Here is a 25,286-nt window from a genome sequence, read left to right as displayed (position 1 = left end):
AATAAAGAGCATGGCTAACAAAATATGTATTTAGTTCTATTTATTGACGGCAAATGATAAATAAAACCCTACTTTTTGACAAGATAAAGCTACCTTTTTGTAACAATCATGAGGCAAAGCGCACATTGGGTTACAAAAGCTTTCAAAATATAAGAATTTGGAAATAAAACGAGGGAGGGAAAGCGTTTAGAGGGGGCATAAAAACAAAAAGCCCGGCATATAGCCGAGCTTTGAACCACAATTCCAGTCGAAAAACTGGGAGCGTGTACTTTTTCGTAAAGAAAAATTAACGCTTAGAGAATTGAGGTTTACGACGTGCTTTACGTAGACCAACTTTCTTACGTTCAACGCAACGAGCGTCACGCGTAACATAGCCAGCTGCACGTAGAGCAGGACGTAGAGTTTCATCGTATTCCATAAGAGCACGAGTGATACCGTGGCGGATTGCGCCAGCTTGACCTGAAATACCACCACCAGAAACAGTGATGTAAAGGTCAAGTTTCTCAGTTAGTTCAACTAGCTCAAGAGGTTGTTTAACAACCATACGAGAAGTTGGACGACCGAAGTAAACATCAAGGCTGCGCTTGTTGATTACGATCTCACCAGAGCCTGGTTTGATGAAAACACGAGCTGCTGAGCTTTTGCGACGACCAGTGCCGTAGTATTGATTCTCTGCCATTGTCTTAATCCCCTTAGATGTCTAGTACTTGTGGCTGTTGAGCAACATGGTTGTGCTCAGTACCAGCGTACACTTTAAGCTTACGGTACATCGCGCGGCCTAGTGGACCACGTGGAAGCATACCTTTAACTGCTAGTTCAAGAACCATTTCTGGTTTCTTAGCAATTAGCTTTTCAAAAGTGATAGTTTTAAGACCACCTGGGAACTCAGAGTGACGGTAGTAAACCTTACCCTTAGCTTTGTTACCAGTTACAGCAACTTTCTCAGCGTTAACAACGATGATGTAATCACCAGTGTCTACGTGAGGAGTGTATTCTGCTTTGTGCTTGCCGCGTAGGCGAGAAGCGATTTCACTTGCTAGACGGCCAAGAGTTTTGCCTTCAGCGTCTACAACATACCAGTCGCGTTTTACAGTTTCTGGTTTAGCAACGAAAGTTTTCATGCTAATAATTACCTATTTAAAAAATTTACACTTAAGGAATACTCGCGTATTCCCACTGTCTAAGAGTTACCATTCATCACCCCTTCGAGTGTTGGAAAACTCTTGGCATAACGTGATTTTACTCATCGCTAGAGGCCCGCAGTAACGGTAGGTCGCAGGATTATAGAGAAGAGCGAAGAAAAAATCACCTCTTTTTGAACAAAATCACGATTTTTTTAATTCTCTTTCTTATTCGAGATAATCAAAGCTAACTTAAGTGTTCTTTTGCCAAATACTCATGGCTCTGCATTTCAATTAAACGCGACTGACAACGTTTAAACTCAAACTCTAGTTGACCATGGGTGTATAGTTTTTCTAGCTCCACTTCCGCTGAAATAATCAGTTTCACATTGCGCTCATAGAACTCATCAACTAACGCAATAAAGCGTCTAGCAGCGTCATCGGAAGTCACGCCCATTTGCAACACATCAGCCAATAGAACCGTGTGATAAACCCGAGACAACTCAATATAATCGTTCTGGCTACGAGCCGACTGACAAAGCTGAGCAAAAGTACCATGCAGCACACCATCACTCGCTTCGACCACATCTAATTGACGGTGATTAACCTCTATCTGCTTAAGCTTCTCTTTATCTTCACCAACAAGCTGCGCGTAATATGTTTCGAGGTTAATGTTCGCTTGGCTATCCAGTGGGTAATGGTAGATCTCAGCCTGCTCTAAGGTTCTCAGACGATAGTCAATTCCGCTATCAACATTAAGAATATGACAGTTGTCTTGAATGAGCTTAATAGCGGGTAAGAAACGCGCTCGCTGTAACCCGTTGCGATACAGATCCGCAGGTGGAATATTAGAGGTCGCAACCAAGATAACGTTTCGAGCGAATAACTCTTGGAACAAGGTTCCTAAGATCATGGCATCCGTGATGTCTGAAACAAAGAATTCATCAAAACAGATAATATCCGCTTCTTCTTTCAACTTATCTGCGACTAGAGGCAACGGGTCGCTAACATTACCTAGTGCCCTTAGCTCATCATGAACTCGATACATAAAGCGGTGAAAGTGAACGCGCATTTTTTTTGTGGTCGGTAAGGCATCGTAGAACGTATCCATTAAATAGGTTTTACCGCGCCCGACGCCGCCCCAAAAATAGAGGCCTTTTGGTGGCAGTGGCAGTTCTGGCTTTTTGCCCATTAACTTCTGGAATCGAGTCAGTTGAGGAATAGGGGCATTCATGTAATTTTGGAATTGATGAAAGAGTTCATCTAAAGATTTAACGGCTTGCTCTTGTGCTGGATCTCTTTGAAATCCATGTTCTTTTATATCTTGTTCGTATTTTTTAATGGGATTCATGACGACATTTCCACAATGAAAGCGATATCAGACAGCAAATAAAAATGAGCCCAAACAGTATGAGACATGTCGCTATGCGGTGAATAATGCAGCATCAAACTGCTAACTAGCGCACACGCATTTCTCTTTATACTGCGGCTTTCTCATAGTACCATGGAGCTGTATCACGTGTAACTAAGCAGTAACAAACATGTTAAAAAACAATAATAAGGAGCTGTTATGCCTTGGATGTATGCCGTTGCCGGTTTACTAGTCGGAGTTATTTTAGGGGTCGCTATTTCTCGTCTCATGACACCTGAATACAAAAAACAAAAGAACGTACAGAAAGAATTAGATAGCGCAAAGTTTGCCCTGGAACAGCAGCGACAAGAGCTAGCTGACCACTTTGCGAAATCAGCAGAAATGTTGGACACCTTAGGTAAGGACTATACAAAGCTTTACCAACACATGGAAAAAACAAGCTCAGAGCTACTCCCTAACCTGCCAGAGCAAGACAACCCATTTGTGAAAACAGCCGCTGCTCATTCGGATAAGCCACAAGATAAGTCTTCAGTTAAAGAGTCGACGCTTGAAGAACAACCGAAAGATTACGCTAATGGCGCAACCGGTTTATTTACCGAGCAGAAGAAAGAAATCATGGATGCTCCCGATGTCGTTACAGCAAAAGCATCGTAAACATTTAACACTTCTGTGAACTTTACAAAGGTTTTTGAGTCATAACTTTCACTCAGGTCATTTGAAACTTCTCATACTTATTAAACGTATAAGAGGGTTAAGACCTTAACTAGAGAGGAGTTTATGATGAAAAAACCTTTGCTTGCTTTATCAGTACTGACTTTAAGCTTAAGTTCAATCATCACCCCCATTCAAGCTACAGCCGCACTTCCATTAAGTGTGGGTAATGAACAATTACCAAGCCTTGCTCCTATGCTTGAACAAGTAACCCCCGCTGTGGTTAGTATTGCCGTAGAAGGCAAACAGGTACAACGTCAGCAAATCCCTGAACAATTTCAATTCTTTTTTGGTCCAGAACAAACACGAGAACGCCCATTCCGCGGGCTAGGTTCTGGTGTGATCATTGATGCCAAGAAAGGCCATATTGTCACCAATTACCATGTCATCAATGGTGCCGACGATATCAAAGTAAAACTGCATGATGGTCGAGAGTACGATGCAGAGCTCATCGGCGGCGACCAGATGTCTGATATCGCGCTATTAAAACTCGAAACAGCCAAAAACCTTACCCAGATAAAAGTCGCAGATTCCGACAAATTGAGAGTCGGCGATTTCAGTGTGGCTATCGGCAACCCATTTGGGCTTGGTCAAACCGTAACATCCGGTATCGTTTCAGCGTTAGGACGTAGCGGTCTCAATCTAGAGAACTTCGAAAACTTCATTCAAACCGATGCCGCGATTAACAGTGGTAACTCTGGAGGTGCGTTAGTGAATCTTAACGGTGAACTGATTGGTATCAACACGGCCATCCTAGGACCTAACGGCGGCAATGTCGGTATCGGCTTTGCCATTCCATCCAATATGATGACAAACCTGACTGAACAGATTCTCGATTTCGGTGAAGTAAAACGTGGCATGCTTGGTGTCCAAGGTGGAGAGGTCACCTCGGAATTGGCTGAAGCGCTTGGTTATGAGTCCAGCAAAGGTGCTTTTGTTAGCCAAATTGTACCCGACAGTGCTGCAGACAAAGCCGGATTGAAAGCGGGCGATGTCATTATCTCCATTAACGGTAAGCGTATTGATACTTTTAGTGAGTTAAGAGCCAAAGTAGCCACCCTAGGTGCAGGTAAACAGATCGAGTTAGGCGTGGTTCGTGACGGTAAGAATAAGACCTTTGACGTCACGCTGGGTGAATCCACAAATAGTAAGACACAAGCTGAAAAGCTCCATGAAGGACTTGCCGGTGCAGAGCTCACCAACACAACCGACAGCGATTCAGCGACAGGCGTCAAGGTATCAAGTGTCGCTCAAGGTTCGCCAGCAGAAGCTTATCAGCTTCTTAAAGATGACATCATCATCGGGGTAAACCGACAACCAGTTAAGAACCTTGCTGAATTTAGAAAGATTCTTGAAAAACAACCTGGCGTATTGGCACTTAATATCCAGCGAGACGATAGGACTATCTATCTAGTTATTCGATAGCCATACGTCAGCGTAATTACAGGGGGGCTCAGTAAGTTTGCTTTAAACTTACTCAGTCTCCCTTTTCTTTAGATCAATCAAAATGCTATGCTTCACTGATAATCAAGTCAGTCATCCATTGACGGATGCTTCATACCTTACTTGTTGAAGAGGGAAACATGCTGTCCTTTCTATTTCGTTCTATTTCCCTTGGACTCGTTTCAGCGGCGCTTATTCTTCTCGCATTCCCGAGTTTAAGGCCGGCGATTGTTGCAGACGTCACGAACCCTCAAGTCGATAATATTGGCCCTCTTCAGATCTCATTTAACCAAGCGGTGCGACGAGCTGCACCCGCTGTGGTCAATATTTATAGTCGTAAATACGCAGAAAGCGATCGCAACAAGCTACTAACTCAAGGATTAGGTTCAGGGGTGATTGTTAGTGAGAAAGGCTACATCATTACCAACTTCCATGTTGTTGCTCAAGCTGACCAAATAGTCGTGGCACTTCAAGACGGACGAGTAGCGGCCGCACAACTTGTCGGCTCAGACAAACGCACCGATATTGCGATACTCCGAGTCAGCGGTGACAACTTACCTGTTATTCCACTGAACCCGAATTACAAAGCAAATGTCGGCGACGTGGTGCTGGCTATCGGTAACCCATACAACCTAGGGCAAACGACAACCTTTGGCATTATCTCTGCAACAGGTCGTTCTTCGATCAGTGCAGATGGTCACCAAGCCTTTATCCAGACTGATGCTGCAATCAATGAAGGTAACTCAGGTGGTGCACTGGTTAACTCACAAGGTGAGCTCGTCGGTATCAACACGGCTTCTTTCCAACAAGCTACCGACATGGAAACCTACGGGATCTCATTTGCAATCCCCTACTCACTTGCTAATAAAATCATGGAGAAGATCATCGCCGATGGTCGTGTCATTCGTGGTTATATTGGTATCGACGGACAAGACATCAATTCGGTGACATCACGCTTGCTCGGTACTAAGAACATCGGTGGTATTGTTGTCTTAGGCATTGACCCGAATGGTCCTGCAGCCGATGCCGGCTTTGAAGCACAAGATATCATTATCAGCATCAACAACACCCAAATTAGCGGACGACAGAGCGTAATGGACATTGTTACTGACCTTCGCCCGGGTACTATCATTGATGTTGGTGTATTGCGCAAAGGTGAAAACAAGACACTCAAGGTCACCATTACCGAAGACACACGCCTGTAGTCTTTATTTAGTTTGATTGCTAATAGCGAGTAACTCAAACCGCCAATTACAGAGACAAAAAGTATAGATACAAAAAACCCAGCTCTTAAGCTGGGTTTTCTTTTATCAATCAAAGCTAATGACAAACTCAATCAAAACTAGGCGTCACTAGGTTCATCGATATCGATGCGAGTCACACGCTGCAAACCTCTTGGGAGCAGACCACCACGACGACCACGCTCACCACGGAAGTTTTCAAGATCCGCAGGTTTCAAGCCAAGTTTACGTTTACCCGCGTAAATAGTCAGCGTTGCATTCTCTGGAATAGCCATCAGATGCGATACAAACTCTTCACGCTCTTTTGCTTTCGCAGAAGGGATGTTGATGATCTTGTTACCTTTACCTTTGCTCAGCTGAGGTAGGTCTTTAATAGGGAACAACAACATACGGCCTTGGTTAGTAATCGCCAGAATCTGGTTACTGTCCAAGTCTGCAATAGGGCTTGGCAACATCACTTCAGAAGCTTGTGGCAAGTTAACTAACGCTTTACCGCTCTTGTTCTTAGACAGCAGATCGCTACCCTTACAAACAAAGCCATAACCAGCATCAGAACCGACTAACCATAGCTGTTCATTCTCTCCCATCACCACTTGGCGAATCGAAGAACCCGGACTGACGTTCAGGCGGCCTGTAATTGGCTCACCTTGGCTACGTGCCGACGGTAATGAATGAGATTCAAGGGAGTAGCTTCGGCCATCACTGCCAAGGAACACCGCTTGTTGGTTACTCTTACCCTTAGCACTCGCTAAGAACTTATCACCAGATTTGTAGTTCAAGCCTTCAGCATCAACTTCATGCCCTTTAGCATGACGAATCCAACCTTTCTCAGACAACACAACCGTGATTGGTTCGCTTGGTACTAAGTCGCGTTCTGTTAGCGCTTTCGCTTCAGCACGCTCAATCAGAGGTGAGCGACGATCATCGCCGTATTTATCTGCATCTGCTTGGATTTCTTTCTTGATCAACGTATTCAAGCGACGCTCTGAACCGAGTAGCTTTTCAAGCTTTTCGCGTTCAGCTTCAAGCTCTTCTTGTTCCGCTCGGATTTTAAACTCTTCTAACTTAGCTAAGTTACGAAGTTTAATATCAAGAATCGCATTGGCTTGAATTTCAGAAATGTTGAAACGGCTCATCAATACAGGACATGGTTCGTCTTCTGTACGAATGATTTCAATCACTTCATCGATATTAAGATAAGCAGCAAGCAAACCTTCTAAAATATGCAAACGTGCTAGTACTTTATCTAAACGGTACTGCAAACGACGGCGAACGGTCGTGCGACGGAACTCAATCCACTCTTTCAGAATTTGAACTAGGCCTTTAACTTGAGGACGATTGTCTAAACCAATCATGTTCAAGTTAACCCGGAAGTTTTTCTCTAGATCCGTCGAAGCGAATAGGTGACTCATCAATTGGTCACAGTCGATACGGTTTGAACGAGGAACGACAACGATGCGAGTTGGGTTCTCGTGATCCGATTCGTCACGCAAGTCGTCAACCATTGGCAGCTTCTTAGCGCGCATCTGGTTAGCAATTTGCTCAAGTAACTTCGCACCTGACACTTGATGAGGTAAAGCAGTGATAACAATATCAGAGCCTTCCTTGTGCCAAACCGCGCGCATCTTGATGCTGCCACGGCCTGTACGGTAGATCTTTTCGATGTCCGACTTCGGCGAAATAATCTCAGCCTCTGTCGGGTAATCAGGGCCTTGAATGAAACCCATCACATCTGGAAGTTCAGCTTTCGGCGTATCAATCAAGTGAATCGCTGCGTTCGCCACTTCACGGACATTGTGAGGCGGGATGTCCGTCGCCATACCTACCGCGATACCAGTAATACCGTTAAGTAAGATATGAGGTAGACGTGCTGGCAACATCTGAGGCTCTTTCATGGTGCCATCAAAGTTTGGTTGCCAATCAACGGTGCCTTGACCTAGTTCACCTAGAAGAACCTCAGCAAACTTAGATAATTTCGCTTCGGTATAACGCATCGCAGCGAACGATTTCGGGTCGTCCGGAGCACCCCAGTTACCTTGACCGTCTACCAATGGGTAGCGGTAAGAGAAAGGCTGCGCCATCAATACCATCGCTTCGTAACAAGCAGAGTCACCGTGTGGGTGATACTTACCTAATACGTCACCAACGGTACGTGCTGATTTTTTGTATTTCGATGCAGCTGATAAGCCCAGCTCAGACATCGCGTAGATAATACGACGCTGTACTGGCTTCAAGCCATCACCGATATACGGTAATGCACGATCCATGATCACGTACATTGAGTAATTTAAGTAGGCATCTTCGGTGAACTTGCGCATTGGCAGCTGTTCAACGCCATCATATGTAATTTCGTTAGACATCCATTATACCTCGGCCATATCACCGTTAGTCTGTAGCCATGTACGGCGATCATCTGCACGTTTTTTACCAAGCAGCATGTCCATCATCTCGTTGGTCGCTTCGTTGTCATCAATCGTTAATTGAACAAGACGACGAGTGTTCGGATCCATGGTGGTTTCACGTAACTGAAGTGGGTTCATTTCACCCAGACCTTTGAATCGTTGCACGTTGATCTTAGCTTTCTTCTGCGACAGTCGCTCAAGCACACCATCTTTCTCTGCATCATCAAGTGCGTAGAACACTTCTTTACCGCAATCGATACGATACAGAGGGGGCATTGCCACATAGATATGACCCGCTTCAACCAATGCATGGAAATGGCGAGTAAATAGTGCACATAGCAGTGTCGCGATATGAAGACCATCCGAGTCCGCATCGGCAAGGATACAGATCTTACCGTAACGCAGGCCTGACAAGTCATCGTTATCAGGATCGATACCCAAAGCAACCGAAATATCATGTACTTCTTGTGAAGCCAATACTTGGTCCGCTGACACTTCCCATGTATTTAGGATCTTACCGCGAAGTGGCATAACCGCTTGGAACTCACGATCACGTGCTTGTTTAGCAGAACCACCCGCCGAGTCCCCTTCCACGAAGAAGATTTCGGTACGACTTAAATCTTGAACCGAACAATCGGTTAGCTTACCCGGCAGTGCTGGGCCTGAAGCAATCTTCTTACGCACAACCTTTTTGCTTGCGCGCATGCGACGGTGAGCATTCGCAATACAAGCTTCAGCTAACTGTTCTGCCAGTTGTGGTTTTTCGTTCAACCACAAGCTAAAGGCATCTTTTACCACCCCAGACACAAACGCTGCGGTTTGACGAGAAGAAAGACGTTCTTTTGTTTGACCAGCAAATTGCGGATCTTGCATCTTCACCGATAATACGTACGAACAACGATCGAAAATATCGTCACCCGTTAACTTAACGCCACGCGGTAGAAGGTTACGAAATTCACAGAACTCACGCATTGCATCAAGCAGACCTTGTCGAAGGCCGTTTACGTGTGTACCACCTTGCTTAGTTGGTACTAAGTTCACGTAACTCTCGGTGATCATATCACCGCCTTCTGGCTGCCAAATAATCGCCCAGTTCGCCATTTCTGTTTCAGCAACGAATTCGCCGACATAAGGTTCCTCAGGCAGTAAGGTGTAACCTTTCACACCTTCTGCAAGGTAGTCTTTTAGACCATCTTCATAGAACCATTTATGTTCTTCACCGCCAACCTTGTCGACAAAGGTGATTTCTAAACCAGGGCAAAGTACAGCTTTAGCGCGCAAGTTATTGATAAGACGTAAAACAGAGAACTTAGAGCTATCGAAATATTTTGGATCTGGCCAAAAATGTACCGTCGTACCGGTATTGCGATGACCACAAGTACCTGTAACAGTAAGATCCGTTACGGCATGACCACCTTCAAGGGCAATTTCATGTACCTGACCGTCACGGCGAACCGTCACTTCAACACGTTTTGACAACGCGTTCACCACCGAGATACCTACCCCGTGCAAACCACCTGAAAACTTGTAGTTATTGTTCGAGAACTTACCGCCAGAGTGGAGCTTAGTTAAAATCAGCTCAACACCTGAGATGCCTTTTTCAGGGTGGATATCAACCGGCATACCACGGCCATCATCCGTCACTTCTAACGATTGGTCAGCATGCAACACGACTTTAATCTTCTTAGCGTGTCCCGCTAGTGCTTCATCAACCGAGTTATCAATGACTTCTTGGGCAAGGTGGTTTGGTCTTTCTGTCTCGGTATACATTCCCGGGCGGTGTCGCACGGGGTCGAGACCTTCAAGTACCTCGAGGTCTTTTGCATTATATTGTTCAGTCATAATACGGAGTTTACTCAAAAAGTTTGCGTCAGTTCGCTGGCTCTAGTTTGACTAAAGCGAAATCATTACTATGAACCGTCATAGTAGAGCGAACGAGCGAAGTATTGGGGAATATAGTCTGGAAGCTGAGTAATGATGTCAAGCTAGTTCAAAAACTAAGGCATCAAACTATGATATTTCACCACTGATAGATGAAATAACAGTCAAACAAGAGAAAATTACTTGATTGCTGAAACAGATTAAAGATTTAGAAAGGTGATGATTTGTTGGGGGTAGCGTTCAAAATTAACAAAGCTATGATCCCCGCCCTCTTCTACTGTCTGTACTGCACCTTGGTACTTCTCTACCGCTTGTCGGTAATCCAGAACTTCGTCTTCCGTTTGCTGAAGTAACCAGAAGTCACTCGGCTGAGCGATAGCCGGAACCTCTAACGCCTTCAGTTCATTGATATGTTTTGTTTCCAGAACATATCGCTCTTCTGTGTATGGATTTACTTGTTCACCTAAATAGTCAGCAAGAAGCTCATACGGCTTAACGGCTGGGTTCACAACCACAGCTTTAAAGCCATAGTGACTATTCAGCCATGTTGAAAGATAGCCACCCAACGAGCTACCTACCAACGCTATCTGATATTGCTCTTTATATTGCTCCACCAGTTGCTGCAAATAAATGGCCGCTTGCTGAGGAAAACTCGGCAGTTGAGGTGTCATCACCTTGATATCAGGACGATGCTCCGCGCAATAGTCAGTCATCACCGTTGCTTTGTGGGAACGTGATGAACTGTTAAAGCCGTGAATATAGAGAAGCAGTGGCGGCTTAGCGGCTTGCTGTTCAGAATCAAACATCAATAACCTGCCGCTTCAAAATCAGGTAAGAATTGTCCATGAGGTAAACGGCGTACTTGCGTACTTACTGATCCATCTTGATGCAATTCAATCTCTCTCCAACCAGGTGACAAAGTATCAACCGCAAAGTCATCTGAGTTAGGCTTGAATTGCACACAAGTCGACGGTGTTGCCATGACTTGTACACCATGATGATCTCGATTCATGTCTTGATGAACGTGACCACACAGTACCGCTTTCACATTGGTGTGCTGTTGAACCACTTCCCAAAATTGATCAGCATCTTTCAGATTATGTTGATCCAGCCATGCACTGCCAACCAATAGTGGATGGTGGTGCAGCAGAACCAAGGTATTACGTTCGGGAAATTCGGTTAGCTTTTGTTCTAGTAGATCAAGCTGTTGATCACTGAGACGTCCGTGAGGCACACCAACCACTTGCGAGTCCAGCATCACCATCTGCCAATTATTACCTAGCAAAACATGCTCAACGCACTGTATTTGTGGTGATGGTAAAACACTGCCCATATTCGGTTTGAAGTCATGATTCCCTGGCAACCAGTAACACGGTTTATCCAAAGGTTGAATTCCTGACTCAAATTTTTGGTACGACTCAGCACTGTGATCTTGAGAAATATCACCGGTTGCTAAAATCGCTTGATAGTCAAAGCCCTGACTAACAATGGCATCGACTACAGCACGAAAGCTATCTTGAGTGTTGATGCTTAATAAGCTGCCATTGCTCGGCGCAAATAAATGCGTGTCCGTTAGCTGTACAAGCTTAATACTGCTCTCATCAAATTTTGAAGTGTGTGATAATTCCAAAATAACAAATCCAGATACGTTACTGTTTAGACTTTAAAAGTGTTTTTAAATAGGCTCAATTAAAAAGAAACTGGGGTTCGGCTGATACCTGTTTTTAAACAAAACGTTAACCATTCCCCAAGAAATTTGTTCAATTGAAATTTCTCATCCTTTTGCAGAAGTTTTGTGTTGGGATAGTCATATTTTGCTTTGACTCGCGAAAAATCCCCGCTAGCGCACACTTCTGCAACTCGAGCGTCGTGATATAGCCTGACAGACATTTTTGGCAAAGGAAACACTGGCATCGCGTCACTCTGACATATATCTATTAATGTGGTGTATTTTGTGACCTCATTCACTGTCAATTGATACACCATATTAACGGCTTGGTAACAGCGAACGTCACCAACCTCATGCTCAACCGGTAACAGAGCATTAAGTTTGGCATAGTTAGTCTCGTAAACTCGCATCAATTCAGCCAAATCGACATGATACGGTTTTTTGACTGCTATATTTGGCATGACGTTAATCTATCCACTCTGACTGTAATTCTTGGTAGTTCAATTGTAGCCACTGCAGCGCAATGATCGTGGCGCCATTTTCAAACACACCGTCTTTTACTAACTGATAAGCGGCTTCGCGACTCATCACTTGCACGCGAATATCTTCACCTTCGTAATCCAATCCGTGAACCCCTTTTGCTGTCGTGGCGTCAACACAACCAACAAAGACGTCGAGCTTTTCTGAGCAACCGCCGGATGAAGGATAATACGAAGTAATAGGCAATACAGATCCGACGTCGACCCCCGCTTCTTCCATCGCCTCACGACGAGCAACATCTTGTGGTGATTCATCGGTATCAATAATCCCCGCAACAATTTCGTATTGCCACGGGTTCTCATGCTCTAGAGCACCGACACGGATCTGTTCGACGATCACCACTTCATCACGCACAGGATCATAAGGTAGCAAAGCGGCAGCATGTCCACGCTCAAACATCTCACGCTCGATTGGTTGGCTCCAGCCGCCCTCAAACAGTCTATGTTTAAATGTGTACTTAACCATTTTGAAAAAACCACGAAACAGCGTCTCTTTTGAGACTATTTCCACATCTTGCGGAGTAAACTCATGTCGTTGATTGTCATACTGTTGCATTTGATACCTCACTAAGTGATCTTATAGTTTACTCATTGTCCGAGTTAACTACCAAGGATAAGGTTCAACTTTTAGTATAAAACTTATAATTAAAGTTAAGTTTTAAAAAATAAATATTGCACAAGTGGACAGTTAACTGTAAAAAAGTGCAAAGTTTCGAGTAAATTACCACCAAACTGGGTTAAACTCTTTTAAAGAAAATTCCATTAAAGGCAGGAATAGGAAAATGAAAAAACTGCTTCCACTATTTATCAGTGCAGCAATTGGCAGCCTGAGTTCGTCAGCTTTCGCTGATACGCTAGCTGAGGTTTACGACCAAGCAAAACAGAACGATCCTCAACTTCTTCGTTCAGCAGCGAAGCGCGATGCCGCTTTTGAAGCAGTAACGTCAAACCGTAGTGACTTGCTACCACAAATTGACTTGAGAGCTAACTACGACATCAACCGTGGTGAGCGAAGTGATGTAAATAATGACAGCAATCAATGGGGAGCTGGAATTTACTTTTCTCAAGAGCTGTACAAACGCTCTTCTTGGATCACGCTAGATACAGCAGAGAAAACAGCTCGCCAAGCTGATTCTGCTTATGCAGCAGAGCAACAAGACCTGATCCTTCGTGTTGCTACCGCTTACTTCGAAGTACTTCGTGCTCAAGATAGCCTAGAGTTTGTTCGTGCTGAAAAAGCCGCAGTTGCTCGTCAACTGGAACAAACTAAGCAGCGCTTTGAAGTTGGCCTTTCAGCAATCACCGATGTGCATGATGCGCAAGCTCAGTACGATGGCGTATTGGCAGACGAAGTTTTAGCAGAGAACACTCTGATTAATAACTACGAAGGTCTACGTGAAATCACAGGTCAAGAGCACTCTAACCTAAACATCTTAGATACAGACCGCTTCTCAGCAAGCAAGTCTTCTGAATCTGCTGTTGCACTGGTTGAGCAAGCTCAAGAGAAAAACCTGAAGCTATTGGCATCACGTATTGATCAAGACATCGCTAAAGATAACATCACGCTAGCAAGCTCAGGTCATCTACCTAGCCTAACGTTGGACGGTAGCTACTCTCTTGCCGATCAATCAAGCAGCCCTAGTGATTACGACCAAGATAACCTAAACGTCGGCTTAAATTTAGTTGTGCCTCTATACACAGGTGGTAGTACAACTTCTTTGACTAAACAGGCTGAATACAACTACGTTGCAGCAAGTGAAGATCTTGAAGCGACTTACCGTAGCGTTGTGAAAGACGTTCGTGCCTTCAACAACAACATCAGTGCTTCAATTGGTGCGCTACGCGCTTACGAACAGTCTGTTGTTTCTGCTCAGTCGGCTCTAGAAGCTACAGAAGCAGGTTTTGATGTAGGTACTCGTACTATCGTTGACGTACTAGATTCAACTCGTCGTCTATACGATGCCAACAAGAACCTTTCAGATGCTCGTTACAACTACATCCTAAGTGTACTTCAGCTTCGTCAAGCTGTTGGTACGCTAAGCGAACAAGACATTGTTGATGTAAACGCAGGTCTAAAAGTCGCAAGTAAGTAATGCTTAAATCCTAGTTAAATACTCTAACCAGAGTATTTAATAAAGTGACTAGATTACCGTTACAAAAATGCCGCTCAATGAGCGGCATTTTTATTATCTATTGAAAGCTAATTCTCAGCCTAACCCAAAGGTTAAGCCTTGAGACAAGAAAGTTAGAAGACTAAGAGTTAGCCTCGACCACCTTTAATCGCTTTAATGATTTCAGTCGTAGAGCAACCATCTTCAAAGTTAAGTACTTTAACTTCACCGCCAGCCGCAATCACTTCTGCACCACCAGCAATCTCTTCAGGTTTGTAATCACCACCTTTCACAAGAATGCTTGGAAGAACTTCAGAGATCAAACGTTGCGGTGTATCTTCAGAAAACGGAACAACCCAATCAACCGCACCTAAACCAGCCAGTACCGCCATACGACGATCAGTTGGGTTCACAGGACGACCTGGACCTTTTAAGCGTTTCACTGATTCATCCGTATTCACAGCAACGATCAAACGATCACCTAACTCAGCAGCATGGTTCATGTAAGAGACATGTCCCGCATGCAGGATATCAAAGCAGCCATTAGTCATAACGACTTTCTCGCCTTTCGCACGAGCACGTTTCACCGCTTCAACTAGGGCAGCTTCAGAGATCACACCGTAGTCAGTATCTTGGCTACCATGAATCGCTTCCGCTAACTCAATCGTAGACAACGTCGATGTACCTAGCTTGCCGACTACCACGCCAGCTGCAGCATTTGCTAATGCACACGCCTCATCAAGTGGCTTACCTGCAGCAACTGAAGCTGCTAATACTGAAATAACCGTATCACCAGCACCAGTAACGTCATACACTTCTTTCGCTTGGGTCGGTAAGTGGAATGGTTCTACGCCTTTGCGGAGCAATGTCATGCCATGCTCACTGCGAGTCACTAGCAAGGCTTCAAAATCAAACTCTTCGATTAACGCGAGCCCTTTTTCGATCATTTCATCTTCAGACTTAACCTTACCGGCAACCAGCTCAAACTCCGCCATGTTTGGCGTAAGTAATGTCGCCCCACGGTAGCGTTCAAAATCTGCACCTTTAGGATCAATAAACACCGGAACGTTCGCTGCGCGCGCTTTTTGAATAAAGCTCTGCACATGCTCCAAAGCACCTTTCGCATAATCAGATAAGATTACCGAGCGTACATTAGGAAGAGCTTGCTCCATGCGAGATAAAACAAGTTCAGGATCCGTGTTCTCAAATTTGTCTTCAAAATCAAGACGGATCAACTGCTGTCCACGGCTCATGACACGCAATTTTGTGATGGTCGGGTAATCGTCCAACTCAACAAAATCACACTTAACCTTTAATGCACCCAAAGTATTTTTCAACACCTCAGCTGGCTCATCTTTTCCAGTCAAACCAACGATATGAGCATGACCACCAAGAGAGGCAATATTCATTGCTACGTTGGCAGCACCACCAGGGCGCTCTTCGTTATTTTCTACTTTAACAACGGGCACAGGTGCTTCTGGTGAAATACGGCCAGTAGGGCCATACCAGTAACGGTCAAGCATTACATCACCGACAACAAGAACGCCTGATTGGCTGTAGTCAGGTAGAATTGGTTTCATTGTGGATCTCCAAAAATCGAATCTGGCTAGAGTCTAGCACACTGATTACAGTGGCTAAACCATAGAAAAATGAGTGAAAGCCTAACTCGATAGATACTCTAGTAGCTAAGAAGTCGATAAGCGATCACTAAATGATAATGACGTAACCGTTAAGAAATAGTTCCGTTACGCTTCCATCCATTGCTTCCATGCCTGAACAACATGTTCCCTTTCCATTTTAAATTTATCAATCGCCACGTCCGCATCAAGGTTGAGTAGATTGCGGTGATGGATTTCATCTCTTAATGTTGTATAGGCATTAGTTAATGCCATGCCTTGCTGTTCGTCCATAATCCCTTGTGACAACAGACTTTCAAAGATTCGTACATTGTCACACCAACGAGTCAACTTAGGTTTTTCATTACTGTATCGAAGTACTAAATATTGCGCCAAAAACTCAATATCGGTGATACCACCCGTATCTTGTTTCAGCATGAATCGATCGGCTTTTTTTCCACCGAGGTGCCCGCGCATTTTTTCACGCATATCGACAACGGATTTTTTAAGTACAGCTTCATCTCGAGTCAAACACAAAATCTCATGGCGAGTCTTGTTAAATGCCGAAGCCAATAAGTCATCGCCATAAATCATACGAGCACGAGTCAAAGCTTGGTGTTCCCAAGTCCACGCGTCATTGTGCTGATACTCGTCAAAAGCATCGGTTGGACTCACCAATAAACCAGAGACACCTGAAGGACGTAAGCGAGTGTCGACCTCGTACAAAATACCAGAAGCAGTTCTGGTCGAGAAAATATGAATAATGCGCTGCGCCAATCTCAGATAAAATTGGCGTCCGTCGATCTCTTTTTTACCATCAGTATAGATGTGTACCGGGCAATCGTGCATGAACACAATATCAAGATCGGAGTTATAACCAAGCTCCCAACCGCCGACTTTGCCGTAACCAACCACGGCGAAGCCACGGCCTTCACGATCTTTAACGTGGGTAGGCTCCCCAAACTTGGCTGTCACTTGTAACCAAGCTTGATTAATGCCGGCCTCAACAATCGCTTCTGCTAAATAGGTTAGATGGTCGCTTACCTTCATAACAGGCAAAACGCCCGCAATATCAGCGGCTGCAATTCTCAAGATACAAGTCTGCTTAAACTGACGCAGCCCCTCCATCTGTTGTTCCATGTCATCTTCAGGAATACGGGCTAGATAATCACGTAACTCGGTCTTGTAAGACTCTAAAGGCACGGGGTTATAGAGTTGCTGCGGATCAATAAGTTCATCTAACAGAATTGGGTAACGACCCAACTGCTCCGAGATCATCGGGCTCGCTGTACATAAGCGAACGAGTTGAGTGAGGGCAGCGGGGTGCTCATCCAATAGCTCAAGATACGTGGTGCGTGTAACGATTTTTTGCAACAGATGCAGCACTCGAGACAAACCAAATTCAGCATCCTTGGCGGTATAGAGCGCTTGAAACACTTTGGGCATTAATCGATTGAGTACTTCACGTCCACGAGGGCCAAGGGTTTTCTTAGCCAAATCAGCTTTGAATTGGATAATGGTTTTCGCCGCTTGCTGCGGGTTAGCAATCGCGATGTCATGCTCTAGAACCTGCTCAATCACATCTTGCTTATGAGCCATATCCCACAACTCACTAAAGTGACTCGCGATTGGGTTAGCATCATCTTCATCAACCCCAATTAGGTCTTCGAATACGGTGTGAACATTCGCCATATGAGCACGTGTCGCATCAATCAAACCATCCCAATCTGCAAACTGCATGGCGACAGCAAGTTGCAACTGTTCGAAATCGCCATCAGGTAAGGTTTGAGTTTGCTTGTCTGCCATCGCTTGTAATAGGTTCTCAAGGCGGCGTAAAAACAGGTATGCCTCACGTAAGTGACCGACTTCTTCTGCTTCTAATAAATGAAGAGATTCAATCGCACTTAGCGTCTCCAACAAACCTCGACCACGAAGGCTCGGTTCACGTCCACCACGAATCAGTTGAAAGACTTGAGCAATAAACTCGACTTCACGAATACCACCAGAGCCAAGCTTAATGTTGTTTGATAAGCCACGACGTCGCACTTCGCTACTGATCATCGACTTCATTCGACGCAAAGATTGAATGGCACTGAAATCAATATAACGACGAAAAACAAACGGACGCAGCATCTGGCGGAGCTCTTGGTATTCAGGGTACATTTCACTGCCCATTACACGCGCCTTAACCATTGCGTAGCGTTCCCAGTCACGGCCTTGTTCTTGGTAATAGTCTTCAAGAGCAGCATAGCTCATGACCAAAGGGCCGCTCTCCCCGAATGGACGCAAGCGCATGTCGACTCGATAACAGAATCCGTCAAAGGTTTGCTGATCAAGCGCCTTGATAATACGTTGCCCCAAACGCGTGAAGAACTGCGCGTTGGCGATACTTCTTCTTGCTCCTTGGGTTTCACCATTCTCAGGGTAAGTAAAAATTAGATCGATATCGGAAGAGAAATTCAGCTCACCGCCACCTAACTTGCCCATACCTATGATCAACATAGGCTGCGCTTCACCTTGCTCGTTACAAGGTGTGCCCCACTCTTTACAACAAATATCGTACTGCCATTGATAGGTCTCGAAGATCATCGCCTCTGCTAGCATCGACAAATGATTTAAGCTCTGTTCTAGATCCCATGAGCCCATAAAGTCACGCCAAGCAATGTAGATCATCTCTCGATTACGGAATTGACGCAGTACACGTTGGCCGCTCATTTCATCAGCACAACCAGAAAGTAACTCGGCCAAACGCTTACGATACCCTTCCGCGCGCTCTTCACATCTCAGCATCTCTGGCAAGGTGCTGGATAAAATCGAGTCACGCTGTAAACAATCACCAACAAAACAGCTCAAGCCTAATACACGCTTGAGCTCGGCAATCAATGACTCAGGCCAAGTGTTAATGGCGTCACTTTGATGCTCTAATAATTGCTCAAAAGCAGACTGGGAATGAGTGACGAGTAGAGAAGGCAATGGCATGTTTCTTCCTTGTGTAAGCTGCGCACCGAACAATTGGTTTGTCGGTTCGGTTCTTCAATAACGAGTTCTAAAAACTAATGATTAGTTATACCAAAGTTCTGCCAATAAAAAACGCCCGCATTAGCAATGTGGGCGTTTTATCAGTGAACTTATCAAGTTGAGTCTTTTCTCTAATAACAAATCTCCAGGGCCAAACCTCTAGGAATAGACCTTTAGATCTTGCGAACTAGAGCTCAGACCGAAAGCTGGGGATTAAACCTTAAACTGCTTAATCTTACCGTCTAGCTCTTGTGCGTTGCTTTCCATGATCTCAGAAGTCTCGAGAAGCTCACCCACCACCACTACGGAGGCTTCAACAAGCTCACGAACATTGGTCAAGTTGACACTCATCTCTTCCGCCACACTAGTTTGTTGGCCCGCAGCAGTCGCGATCTGGAAGTTCATATCATTAATCTGGTTTACCTGACTTACGATGCCATCAAGCTCAGAACCAGCGTTAGTCACTAGGTCTACGCCTTCAGCCGCTTCAACAACACTCTTTTCCATCAGCTCTACAGCCGAGTTAGCACTGCTTTGTAGATGGCTGATCATATCTTGAATTTCTACTGTCGCTTGCTGAGTACGTTGCGCAAGGTTACGAACCTCATCGGCAACAACCGCAAAACCACGCCCCGCTTCACCTGCACGCGCGGCTTCAATCGCTGCGTTCAAAGCCAATAGGTTGGTTTGCTCTGAAATGCCTTGGATAGTACCAACCACACTGCCAATCGAGTCTACGCGCTCTTCTACTTGGTTTACCGCTGCTGCAGAGGCTGCGATGTCCGAAGAAAGCTCACTCATCTTAGAAACAGAACCTTGAACGAACTTCTGACCTGTTAGTGCTTGACCTGATGCTTGCTCAGTAAGAGAAGAAGCACTTTGCGCGTGCTCAGCCACGGTTTGCACAGTAGACGTCATCTCGCTCATTGCTGTCGCTAGTTGGTCGATTTCGTTAAATTCTTCCTGAGCTGAATCTTTGGTTTCGGACATGCTGATGGTCATCACTTCCGTCAGGGCAAACAACTCATCAGAAGAGGCCACCTGAGTTTTGATCATGTCACTCAACTGGACTCGAGTTTTTTCGAGTTCTCGTGCCACATCACCGTATTCATCTTTACAATCCATATGAATTGGCACTGATAGGTTCTTATCGGCCATCGTTTTAATGGCGTCATTGAGGTATTGAGTTTGGCGAAGCATAACGCGCGCTGCCGCCAATAGAAGAACCACAAACACAATGATCATCAAGGCTGTTTGCCAAGCCACTTGAACTAGGTAAGTCTCGTAATGCTGCTGTGCAACTTGTGCATTGTTAGTGACTGCAAGTAATGAATCGTAAAACGCACTTGCGTCCCATAGCTGCTTCGAAATAATCAAGATAGTGCTGAAAACCATCAGCATGATCATTTTTGGAACGAGACGGATGTCCGAGATAATCCTTTCCCACGGCTTGAATGACAGTTTAGTCATTGTCAGTTCTCCATTAACTCTTATATATTGATGGCTTCTATATCCGCGAGATGGCTATGTCAGTCAAAGTTCGCGATTTATTTTGAGCCTCGTATGAATGTTAAATAGTATCAAAGACACCACTAAGCCGATGAGCTTATTATCACTGATTCTCTCTTTCTTAGCGTTATTTGTGATCTCAGGCTTATTGTTTGCACCGATTGATAAAGAATCGAAACAAGTTCTTATCGGCCTGGACTTTATAATCTGTAGCGTTTTTCTTTTTCAGCTCACTATTGATCTATTCAGATCACAAAATAAGAAAGAATATCTAAAAGTACACTGGATCGATTTCTTGGCAAGCATCCCTATGGTCGAGCCACTTCGATTCGCTCGCATTTTTCAGATCTTGCGCGTGATTCTCGTTCTTCGGTCAGGAAAACGTGTTTTCAGGGAGCTGTTTAGCAATCGAAAAGAAACGACACTCGCCTCAATTATTTTGCTATTGGTTATTCTCCTGACCATAGGTGCAGGAACAATACTGCTGCTAGAGCACAAGGATCCCAATGCCAACATTACCACTGGCCAAGATGCTTTATGGTGGGCTTTCGTAACGATTAGTACCGTGGGGTACGGCGATTATTATCCAGTGACGAGCTCAGGCAAGTTAGTCGCTTCTCTGGTGATCATTTGTGGTGTGGGTGTTTTTGGTATGATTTCAGGGTTGATTACTTCTTTGATCACCTCTCCAACTCGCCATGACAATCAACGAGCTGAAAACAAAGAGAAGCACCTTGAGAAGATCATTGAGCAACAACAGAAAATTCTCGAACGACTAGAAAAGCTGGAACAACAAACAAAAAAATAGAGCCGAAGCCCTATTTTCAATTTCATGTTGTTATGAAACTCAGTCTTGCCAATACGGCTCAACTTCTACACTTATTTGGCGTGTCTGTTCCATCGCATGCAGAATAGACACCTCTTGACGAGCTAACCAACGCTCTAGCTGAACCTTCTCATCGCCTTCTAACTTCTCAGTCAAAGGCTCTAATGTTTTAAGTGCCAGCAAATCGTCAATACCTTGCACCATATCGGCCCATGGCAAGCGGAAACTGTTTCGTTCATCGTCATCATACAAACTCGCGAAACCAACACCAGAATATAGGTTTCTCATCAAACGATATTGCTGTTCAATATACGCTTGGCTAGTCATCACTCGCTCTGGCGGGAAAGCTTCCATCAAGTCGGCCCATGTGCGATCGAGTTGCTTAACCGAAAACCATTCGATACCACGTGCCATTTGTTCACGTGCTTTTTCGTCTAAGAATGGTTGCCAGCCACGAGACAAGATCCAGCGACTCAGATCTAGCAACAAACCAGTGTAACGAGCAGAGCTCAACAAGGTAAGCAGTTCTTCGCGATCGGGAAGTTGCTCTTGCATCTCTTTAAGTTCAGCGACCAAAAACTTACGCGCATCCAATTTACGCAGTACGTGGCCTTTATCTTCGAGCAAATCTTCGAAGTGGTCATAGCTTTTTAGCCAGTCGAGTTCTTGCTCAAGCCACTTAAGCTCTTGGCGTAAAATGGCACTCGCGCGTCTTGGGACAATGCCACCATAGATGGTGAAGGTTTGACGAATAAAACTCAGCGAGTGACTGATCTCATGTAACGCTTCAATGGATTGGCGCTCGGTGAAGATCTGCTCATGATAATGCCAATGAGCGAGAGCATGCTCTAAAGATTGAATGAAACACGATTCAACAGTATCACTTTTAGCAGTATCAACTAAGGTCAAAGGAGTGACTTCATCTCCTTGATAACCTTGAGCAAGGCGGTAACCCTTAGCGGCTTTGCTTAGATTACCTAAACGCATGCCACCTTGTTCACAGAATTGACGAGACAGTGTAAACAGAGCATCTGTTTGACCGGACTTAAGTTCCAATTCGACTTCACAAATCGGTTCTTGCAGTTCGCCTGATTCAACAAAACCTTGATCGAATGCGACCTCGACTTGACTGCCATCAGGCATACCAATCAACCACTGCTCACGTGTGAAGTTGGTAGAAAATAGAGGAGTCAACTCAGCTTCCAGCGTTTCGATGTCTTTGCCCGCTGGCCAGATGTCCTCTGGATGTAGGGCTAGCTTAGGTTCATTGCTGTCATGTTCTGCATTGTATTCAGGCCTTTGATGCAGGCCTGCAACCACACGACCAGCCGTCTTTACGGTCTGTACAAATACGTCATCAAAGCGTCGAATGCGCAAGCCAGTATCGTGCTTACGTAACCAGTTATCGGGGGTGTCAAAGTAGATGTTACCTAGCTCACGACAACTGTGCTGAAGTACTTTAGTTTCAGCAATTTTATTGCGTAAAGTCTCTGAAAAATCAGGAGAAACAAAAAACTTCAGTTCTATCTCGGTTTCCATAGTTATACCTTTCTGTGAAGATAGGGACAGGATATTGCCAATTTGAAAACTCAGCAAGTCAGAAATATCGCCCTTATGATGATCTAAAACAGTTTTAATGAGACATTGATTAGGTTAACATGCGCGACTTTGTAGCCATCGCTTAACATTTCACCATGAATATGGTGTATGTTGTTTTAAGGTTATTATTTATTAGGTTGGATGACCATGCCAGTAAATACAATTATGGGGTTATTTGCAAAGTCCCCAATTAAACCTTTGCAGCGTCACGTAGTATGCGTGAACGAATGTTGTTCTCACCTAGTTAATTTCTTTGAAGTTTCTTCAAAAGGTGACTGGGAGAAAGCATCAGAAATTCGAGCTCAAATTTCTCACCTTGAGAAAGAAGCTGACGTACTAAAACGTGAAATTCGCCTTAAACTTCCTCGCGGTTTGTTTATGCCAGTTGATCGCACCGATATGTTGGAGCTATTAACTCAACAAGACAAACTAGCAAACCTAGCGAAAGACATTGCTGGCCGTGTATATGGTCGTCAACTTGTCATTCCTGCTCCTATGCAAGAAAACTTCATCGCTTACGTTAAACGTTGTCTAGATGCAGCGAACCAAGCACAAAACGTAATCAATGAACTAGACGAATTACTTGAAACGGGCTTTAAAGGCCGTGAAGTAACACTCGTTGCTGAAATGATTCATCAATTAGATGTAATTGAAGATGACACGGACGCGATGCAGATCGAACTACGCCAACAACTAATGGCGATTGAAGATGGTCTGAATCCAGTTGATATCATGTTCTTATACAAAATTCTTGAATGGGTTGGTGGTATTGCAGATCAAGCACAGCGTGTAGGCGCTCGTCTTGAAGTAATGCTTTCTCGATCTTAAATCATACGTTAACTATATAACGAAGAGCATTTTTTGAACAAACCACTTATGCGCTGAGTATTTCTCTCGCTGAGCGGTTTTTTGCGTCTAAATTTGTTCCGCTTGTTATCAAACAACTAGGTATTACGATGGATATCCTTGCTAACTACGGCACTGTCCTGATTATTGTTGCAGCAGCTTTCGGTTTCTTGATGGCTATTGGTATTGGTGCAAATGACGTTGCGAACGCAATGGGCACTTCAGTAGGCTCTAAAGCTCTAACCGTTAAACAAGCGATCATTATCGCAATGATCTTTGAATTCGCAGGTGCTTACCTTGCGGGCGGCGAAGTAACAGACACGATCCGTAAAGGTGTTATCGAAACATCTCTGTTTGCAGATCAACCTGACGTACTTGTGTACGGTATGATGTCTGCACTACTAGCTGCTGGTACATGGCTACTTCTAGCTTCATACATGGGCTGGCCAGTATCAACGACTCACTCAATCATCGGTGCAATCATCGGTTTTGCTTGTGTGTCTGTGGGTACTGAAGCTGTAGATTGGAACAGTGTCCAAGGCATTGTGGGAAGTTGGATTGTCACACCATTGATTTCCGGTATCTTCGCCTATCTCATATTTGTCAGTGCCCAGCGACTGATATTCGATACAGAAAACCCGCTATTCAATGCGAAGCGTTTTGTACCGGTATACATGTTCATTACTACAATGGTCATTGCACTTGTAACGATCAAGAAAGGTCTTAAGCACGTAGGCCTTCATCTAACCGGTACTGAAGCATGGTTATGGGCTGCAGGTGTTTCTGCTGTCGTCATGATTGGCGGTTACTTATACATTCAGAAGAAGTTTGCTAACCGCGAAGAAGACCACGGTTTTACTGGCGTAGAAGGTATCTTCAGCGTACTAATGGTTATCACAGCTTGTGCAATGGCATTCGCACACGGTTCAAACGACGTTGCGAACGCGATTGGTCCACTGTCTGCTGTTGTTTCAACGGTTGAGCACATGGGTGAAATCTCAGGTAAGAGCACTATCGCATGGTGGATTCTTCCACTAGGTGGTATTGGTATCGTTGTTGGTCTTGCAACAATGGGTCATAAAGTAATGGCAACCGTTGGTACTGGTATTACAGAACTAACTCCTAGCCGTGGCTTTGCAGCTCAACTAGCGACCGCGTGTACGGTTGTACTTGCTTCTGGTACTGGCCTTCCGATTTCAACCACGCAAACATTGGTTGGTGCGGTATTAGGTGTAGGCTTTGCTCGTGGTATCGCAGCTTTAAACCTAGGCGTTGTACGTAACATCGTAGCTTCTTGGATTGTGACGTTACCTGCAGGTGCTCTACTTGCTGTTGTATTCTTCTACGCAATTCAGGCTATGTTTACTATGTAATAGCCCTGA

20 protein-coding genes are annotated in these 25,286 nt (G+C 44.7%); 7 read left to right on the top strand and 13 right to left on the bottom strand.

Annotated elements, in window-relative coordinates:
- Positions 1 to 286: 286 nt before the first annotated feature.
- The 3 genes from rpsI to zapE form a co-directional block, all read right to left on the bottom strand.
- On the bottom strand, positions 287 to 679 hold the full coding sequence (gene rpsI, locus AB4513_RS09965; RefSeq protein ID WP_004740758.1) for a 30S ribosomal protein S9: 393 nt from the start codon (positions 677 to 679) through the stop codon (positions 287 to 289).
- A 13-nt stretch (positions 680 to 692) separates the two neighbouring features.
- Entirely contained in the window at positions 693 to 1,121 is a 429-nt protein-coding gene (gene rplM / locus AB4513_RS09960) for a 50S ribosomal protein L13 (RefSeq protein ID WP_010434689.1), read from the bottom strand.
- Positions 1,122 to 1,368: 247 nt separating this feature from the next.
- Positions 1,369 to 2,472: a cell division protein ZapE gene (gene zapE / locus AB4513_RS09955; protein ID WP_009848970.1), complete on the bottom strand. Its 1,104-nt coding sequence runs from the start codon at positions 2,470 to 2,472 to the stop codon at positions 1,369 to 1,371.
- A 219-nt stretch (positions 2,473 to 2,691) separates the two neighbouring features.
- Between zapE and zapG the strand changes: the two genes are divergently transcribed.
- The 3 genes from zapG to degS all read left to right on the top strand — a co-directional run bounded on the left by zapG (position 2,692) and on the right by degS (position 5,852).
- Positions 2,692 to 3,147 (top strand): Z-ring associated protein ZapG, encoded by a 456-nt coding sequence (zapG, locus tag AB4513_RS09950; RefSeq protein ID WP_009848969.1) that lies wholly within the window; start codon positions 2,692 to 2,694, stop codon positions 3,145 to 3,147.
- Between the two features lie 126 nt (positions 3,148 to 3,273).
- Positions 3,274 to 4,629, top strand: a complete 1,356-nt coding sequence (locus AB4513_RS09945; protein WP_009848968.1) for a DegQ family serine endoprotease — start codon at positions 3,274 to 3,276, stop codon at positions 4,627 to 4,629.
- Positions 4,630 to 4,787: 158 nt separating this feature from the next.
- Positions 4,788 to 5,852, top strand: coding sequence for an outer membrane-stress sensor serine endopeptidase DegS (gene degS, locus AB4513_RS09940; protein ID WP_009848967.1), 1,065 nt, complete (start codon positions 4,788 to 4,790; stop codon positions 5,850 to 5,852).
- 137 nt (positions 5,853 to 5,989) lie between these two features.
- Here degS and parC read toward each other — a convergent pair whose 3' ends face one another.
- From parC to nudF, 6 genes are all read right to left on the bottom strand, one after another.
- Positions 5,990 to 8,248: a DNA topoisomerase IV subunit A gene (gene parC / locus AB4513_RS09935; RefSeq protein ID WP_009848966.1), complete on the bottom strand. Its 2,259-nt coding sequence runs from the start codon at positions 8,246 to 8,248 to the stop codon at positions 5,990 to 5,992.
- Positions 8,249 to 8,251: 3 nt separating this feature from the next.
- On the bottom strand, positions 8,252 to 10,132 hold the full coding sequence (gene parE / locus AB4513_RS09930) for a DNA topoisomerase IV subunit B (RefSeq protein WP_009848965.1): 1,881 nt from the start codon (positions 10,130 to 10,132) through the stop codon (positions 8,252 to 8,254).
- Positions 10,133 to 10,371: 239 nt separating this feature from the next.
- Positions 10,372 to 10,977, bottom strand: a complete 606-nt coding sequence (yqiA, locus tag AB4513_RS09925; protein ID WP_009848964.1) for an esterase YqiA — start codon at positions 10,975 to 10,977, stop codon at positions 10,372 to 10,374.
- Positions 10,977 to 11,801: a 3',5'-cyclic-AMP phosphodiesterase gene (gene cpdA / locus AB4513_RS09920; protein ID WP_009848963.1), complete on the bottom strand. Its 825-nt coding sequence runs from the start codon at positions 11,799 to 11,801 to the stop codon at positions 10,977 to 10,979. Before cpdA ends, yqiA begins: the two co-directional genes overlap by 1 nt.
- 59 nt (positions 11,802 to 11,860) lie before the next feature.
- Positions 11,861 to 12,301, bottom strand: coding sequence for a DUF1249 family protein (locus tag AB4513_RS09915; protein WP_009848962.1), 441 nt, complete (start codon positions 12,299 to 12,301; stop codon positions 11,861 to 11,863).
- A gap of 4 nt (positions 12,302 to 12,305) precedes the next feature.
- Positions 12,306 to 12,935 carry an ADP-ribose diphosphatase gene (nudF, locus tag AB4513_RS09910; RefSeq protein ID WP_009848961.1) on the bottom strand — a complete coding sequence of 210 codons (630 nt, stop codon included), beginning with the start codon at positions 12,933 to 12,935 and terminating at the stop codon, positions 12,306 to 12,308.
- A 226-nt stretch (positions 12,936 to 13,161) separates the two neighbouring features.
- On the opposite strand from nudF, the gene tolC reads away from it, so the two are divergent.
- A complete protein-coding gene (gene tolC / locus AB4513_RS09905) occupies positions 13,162 to 14,472 on the top strand; it encodes an outer membrane channel protein TolC (protein WP_102257736.1) in 1,311 nt (436 codons plus the stop codon).
- A 167-nt stretch (positions 14,473 to 14,639) separates the two neighbouring features.
- On the opposite strand, the gene hldE is transcribed toward tolC, so the two are convergent.
- The 3 genes from hldE to AB4513_RS09890 all read right to left on the bottom strand — a co-directional run bounded on the left by hldE (position 14,640) and on the right by AB4513_RS09890 (position 20,594).
- The gene (hldE, locus tag AB4513_RS09900) at positions 14,640 to 16,070 is read right to left on the bottom strand and encodes a bifunctional D-glycero-beta-D-manno-heptose-7-phosphate kinase/D-glycero-beta-D-manno-heptose 1-phosphate adenylyltransferase HldE (RefSeq protein ID WP_009848977.1); all 1,431 of its coding nucleotides are present in this window, start codon (positions 16,068 to 16,070) and stop codon (positions 14,640 to 14,642) included.
- A gap of 165 nt (positions 16,071 to 16,235) precedes the next feature.
- Positions 16,236 to 19,085 (bottom strand): bifunctional [glutamate--ammonia ligase]-adenylyl-L-tyrosine phosphorylase/[glutamate--ammonia-ligase] adenylyltransferase, encoded by a 2,850-nt coding sequence (gene glnE / locus AB4513_RS09895; RefSeq protein WP_009848976.1) that lies wholly within the window; start codon positions 19,083 to 19,085, stop codon positions 16,236 to 16,238.
- Positions 19,086 to 19,337: 252 nt separating this feature from the next.
- Positions 19,338 to 20,594, bottom strand: a complete 1,257-nt coding sequence (locus AB4513_RS09890) for a methyl-accepting chemotaxis protein (RefSeq protein ID WP_009848975.1) — start codon at positions 20,592 to 20,594, stop codon at positions 19,338 to 19,340.
- A 97-nt stretch (positions 20,595 to 20,691) separates the two neighbouring features.
- Between AB4513_RS09890 and AB4513_RS09885 the strand changes: the two genes are divergently transcribed.
- Positions 20,692 to 21,441 (top strand): potassium channel family protein, encoded by a 750-nt coding sequence (locus tag AB4513_RS09885; RefSeq protein WP_009848974.1) that lies wholly within the window; start codon positions 20,692 to 20,694, stop codon positions 21,439 to 21,441.
- A 39-nt stretch (positions 21,442 to 21,480) separates the two neighbouring features.
- Here AB4513_RS09885 and AB4513_RS09880 read toward each other — a convergent pair whose 3' ends face one another.
- Complete coding sequence (locus AB4513_RS09880; RefSeq protein WP_009848973.1) at positions 21,481 to 22,998, bottom strand: inorganic triphosphatase; 1,518 nt, start codon at positions 22,996 to 22,998, stop codon at positions 21,481 to 21,483.
- A 207-nt stretch (positions 22,999 to 23,205) separates the two neighbouring features.
- Here AB4513_RS09880 and AB4513_RS09875 point away from each other — a divergent pair, with 207 nt between their 5' ends.
- Together AB4513_RS09875 and AB4513_RS09870 are read left to right on the top strand one after the other, a co-directional pair.
- Positions 23,206 to 23,886 carry a TIGR00153 family protein gene (locus AB4513_RS09875; protein ID WP_029223984.1) on the top strand — a complete coding sequence of 227 codons (681 nt, stop codon included), beginning with the start codon at positions 23,206 to 23,208 and terminating at the stop codon, positions 23,884 to 23,886.
- A gap of 128 nt (positions 23,887 to 24,014) precedes the next feature.
- Positions 24,015 to 25,277, top strand: a complete 1,263-nt coding sequence (locus AB4513_RS09870) for an inorganic phosphate transporter (protein ID WP_012603189.1) — start codon at positions 24,015 to 24,017, stop codon at positions 25,275 to 25,277.
- Positions 25,278 to 25,286: the final 9 nt, after the last annotated feature.

The organism is Vibrio sp. 10N.222.54.E6 (assembly GCF_041473955.1).
GTDB lineage: Bacteria > Pseudomonadota > Gammaproteobacteria > Enterobacterales > Vibrionaceae > Vibrio > Vibrio tasmaniensis_A.
Note: the sequence above shows the minus strand (reverse complement) of the source record. Positions and strands in the feature narration are given on the sequence as shown.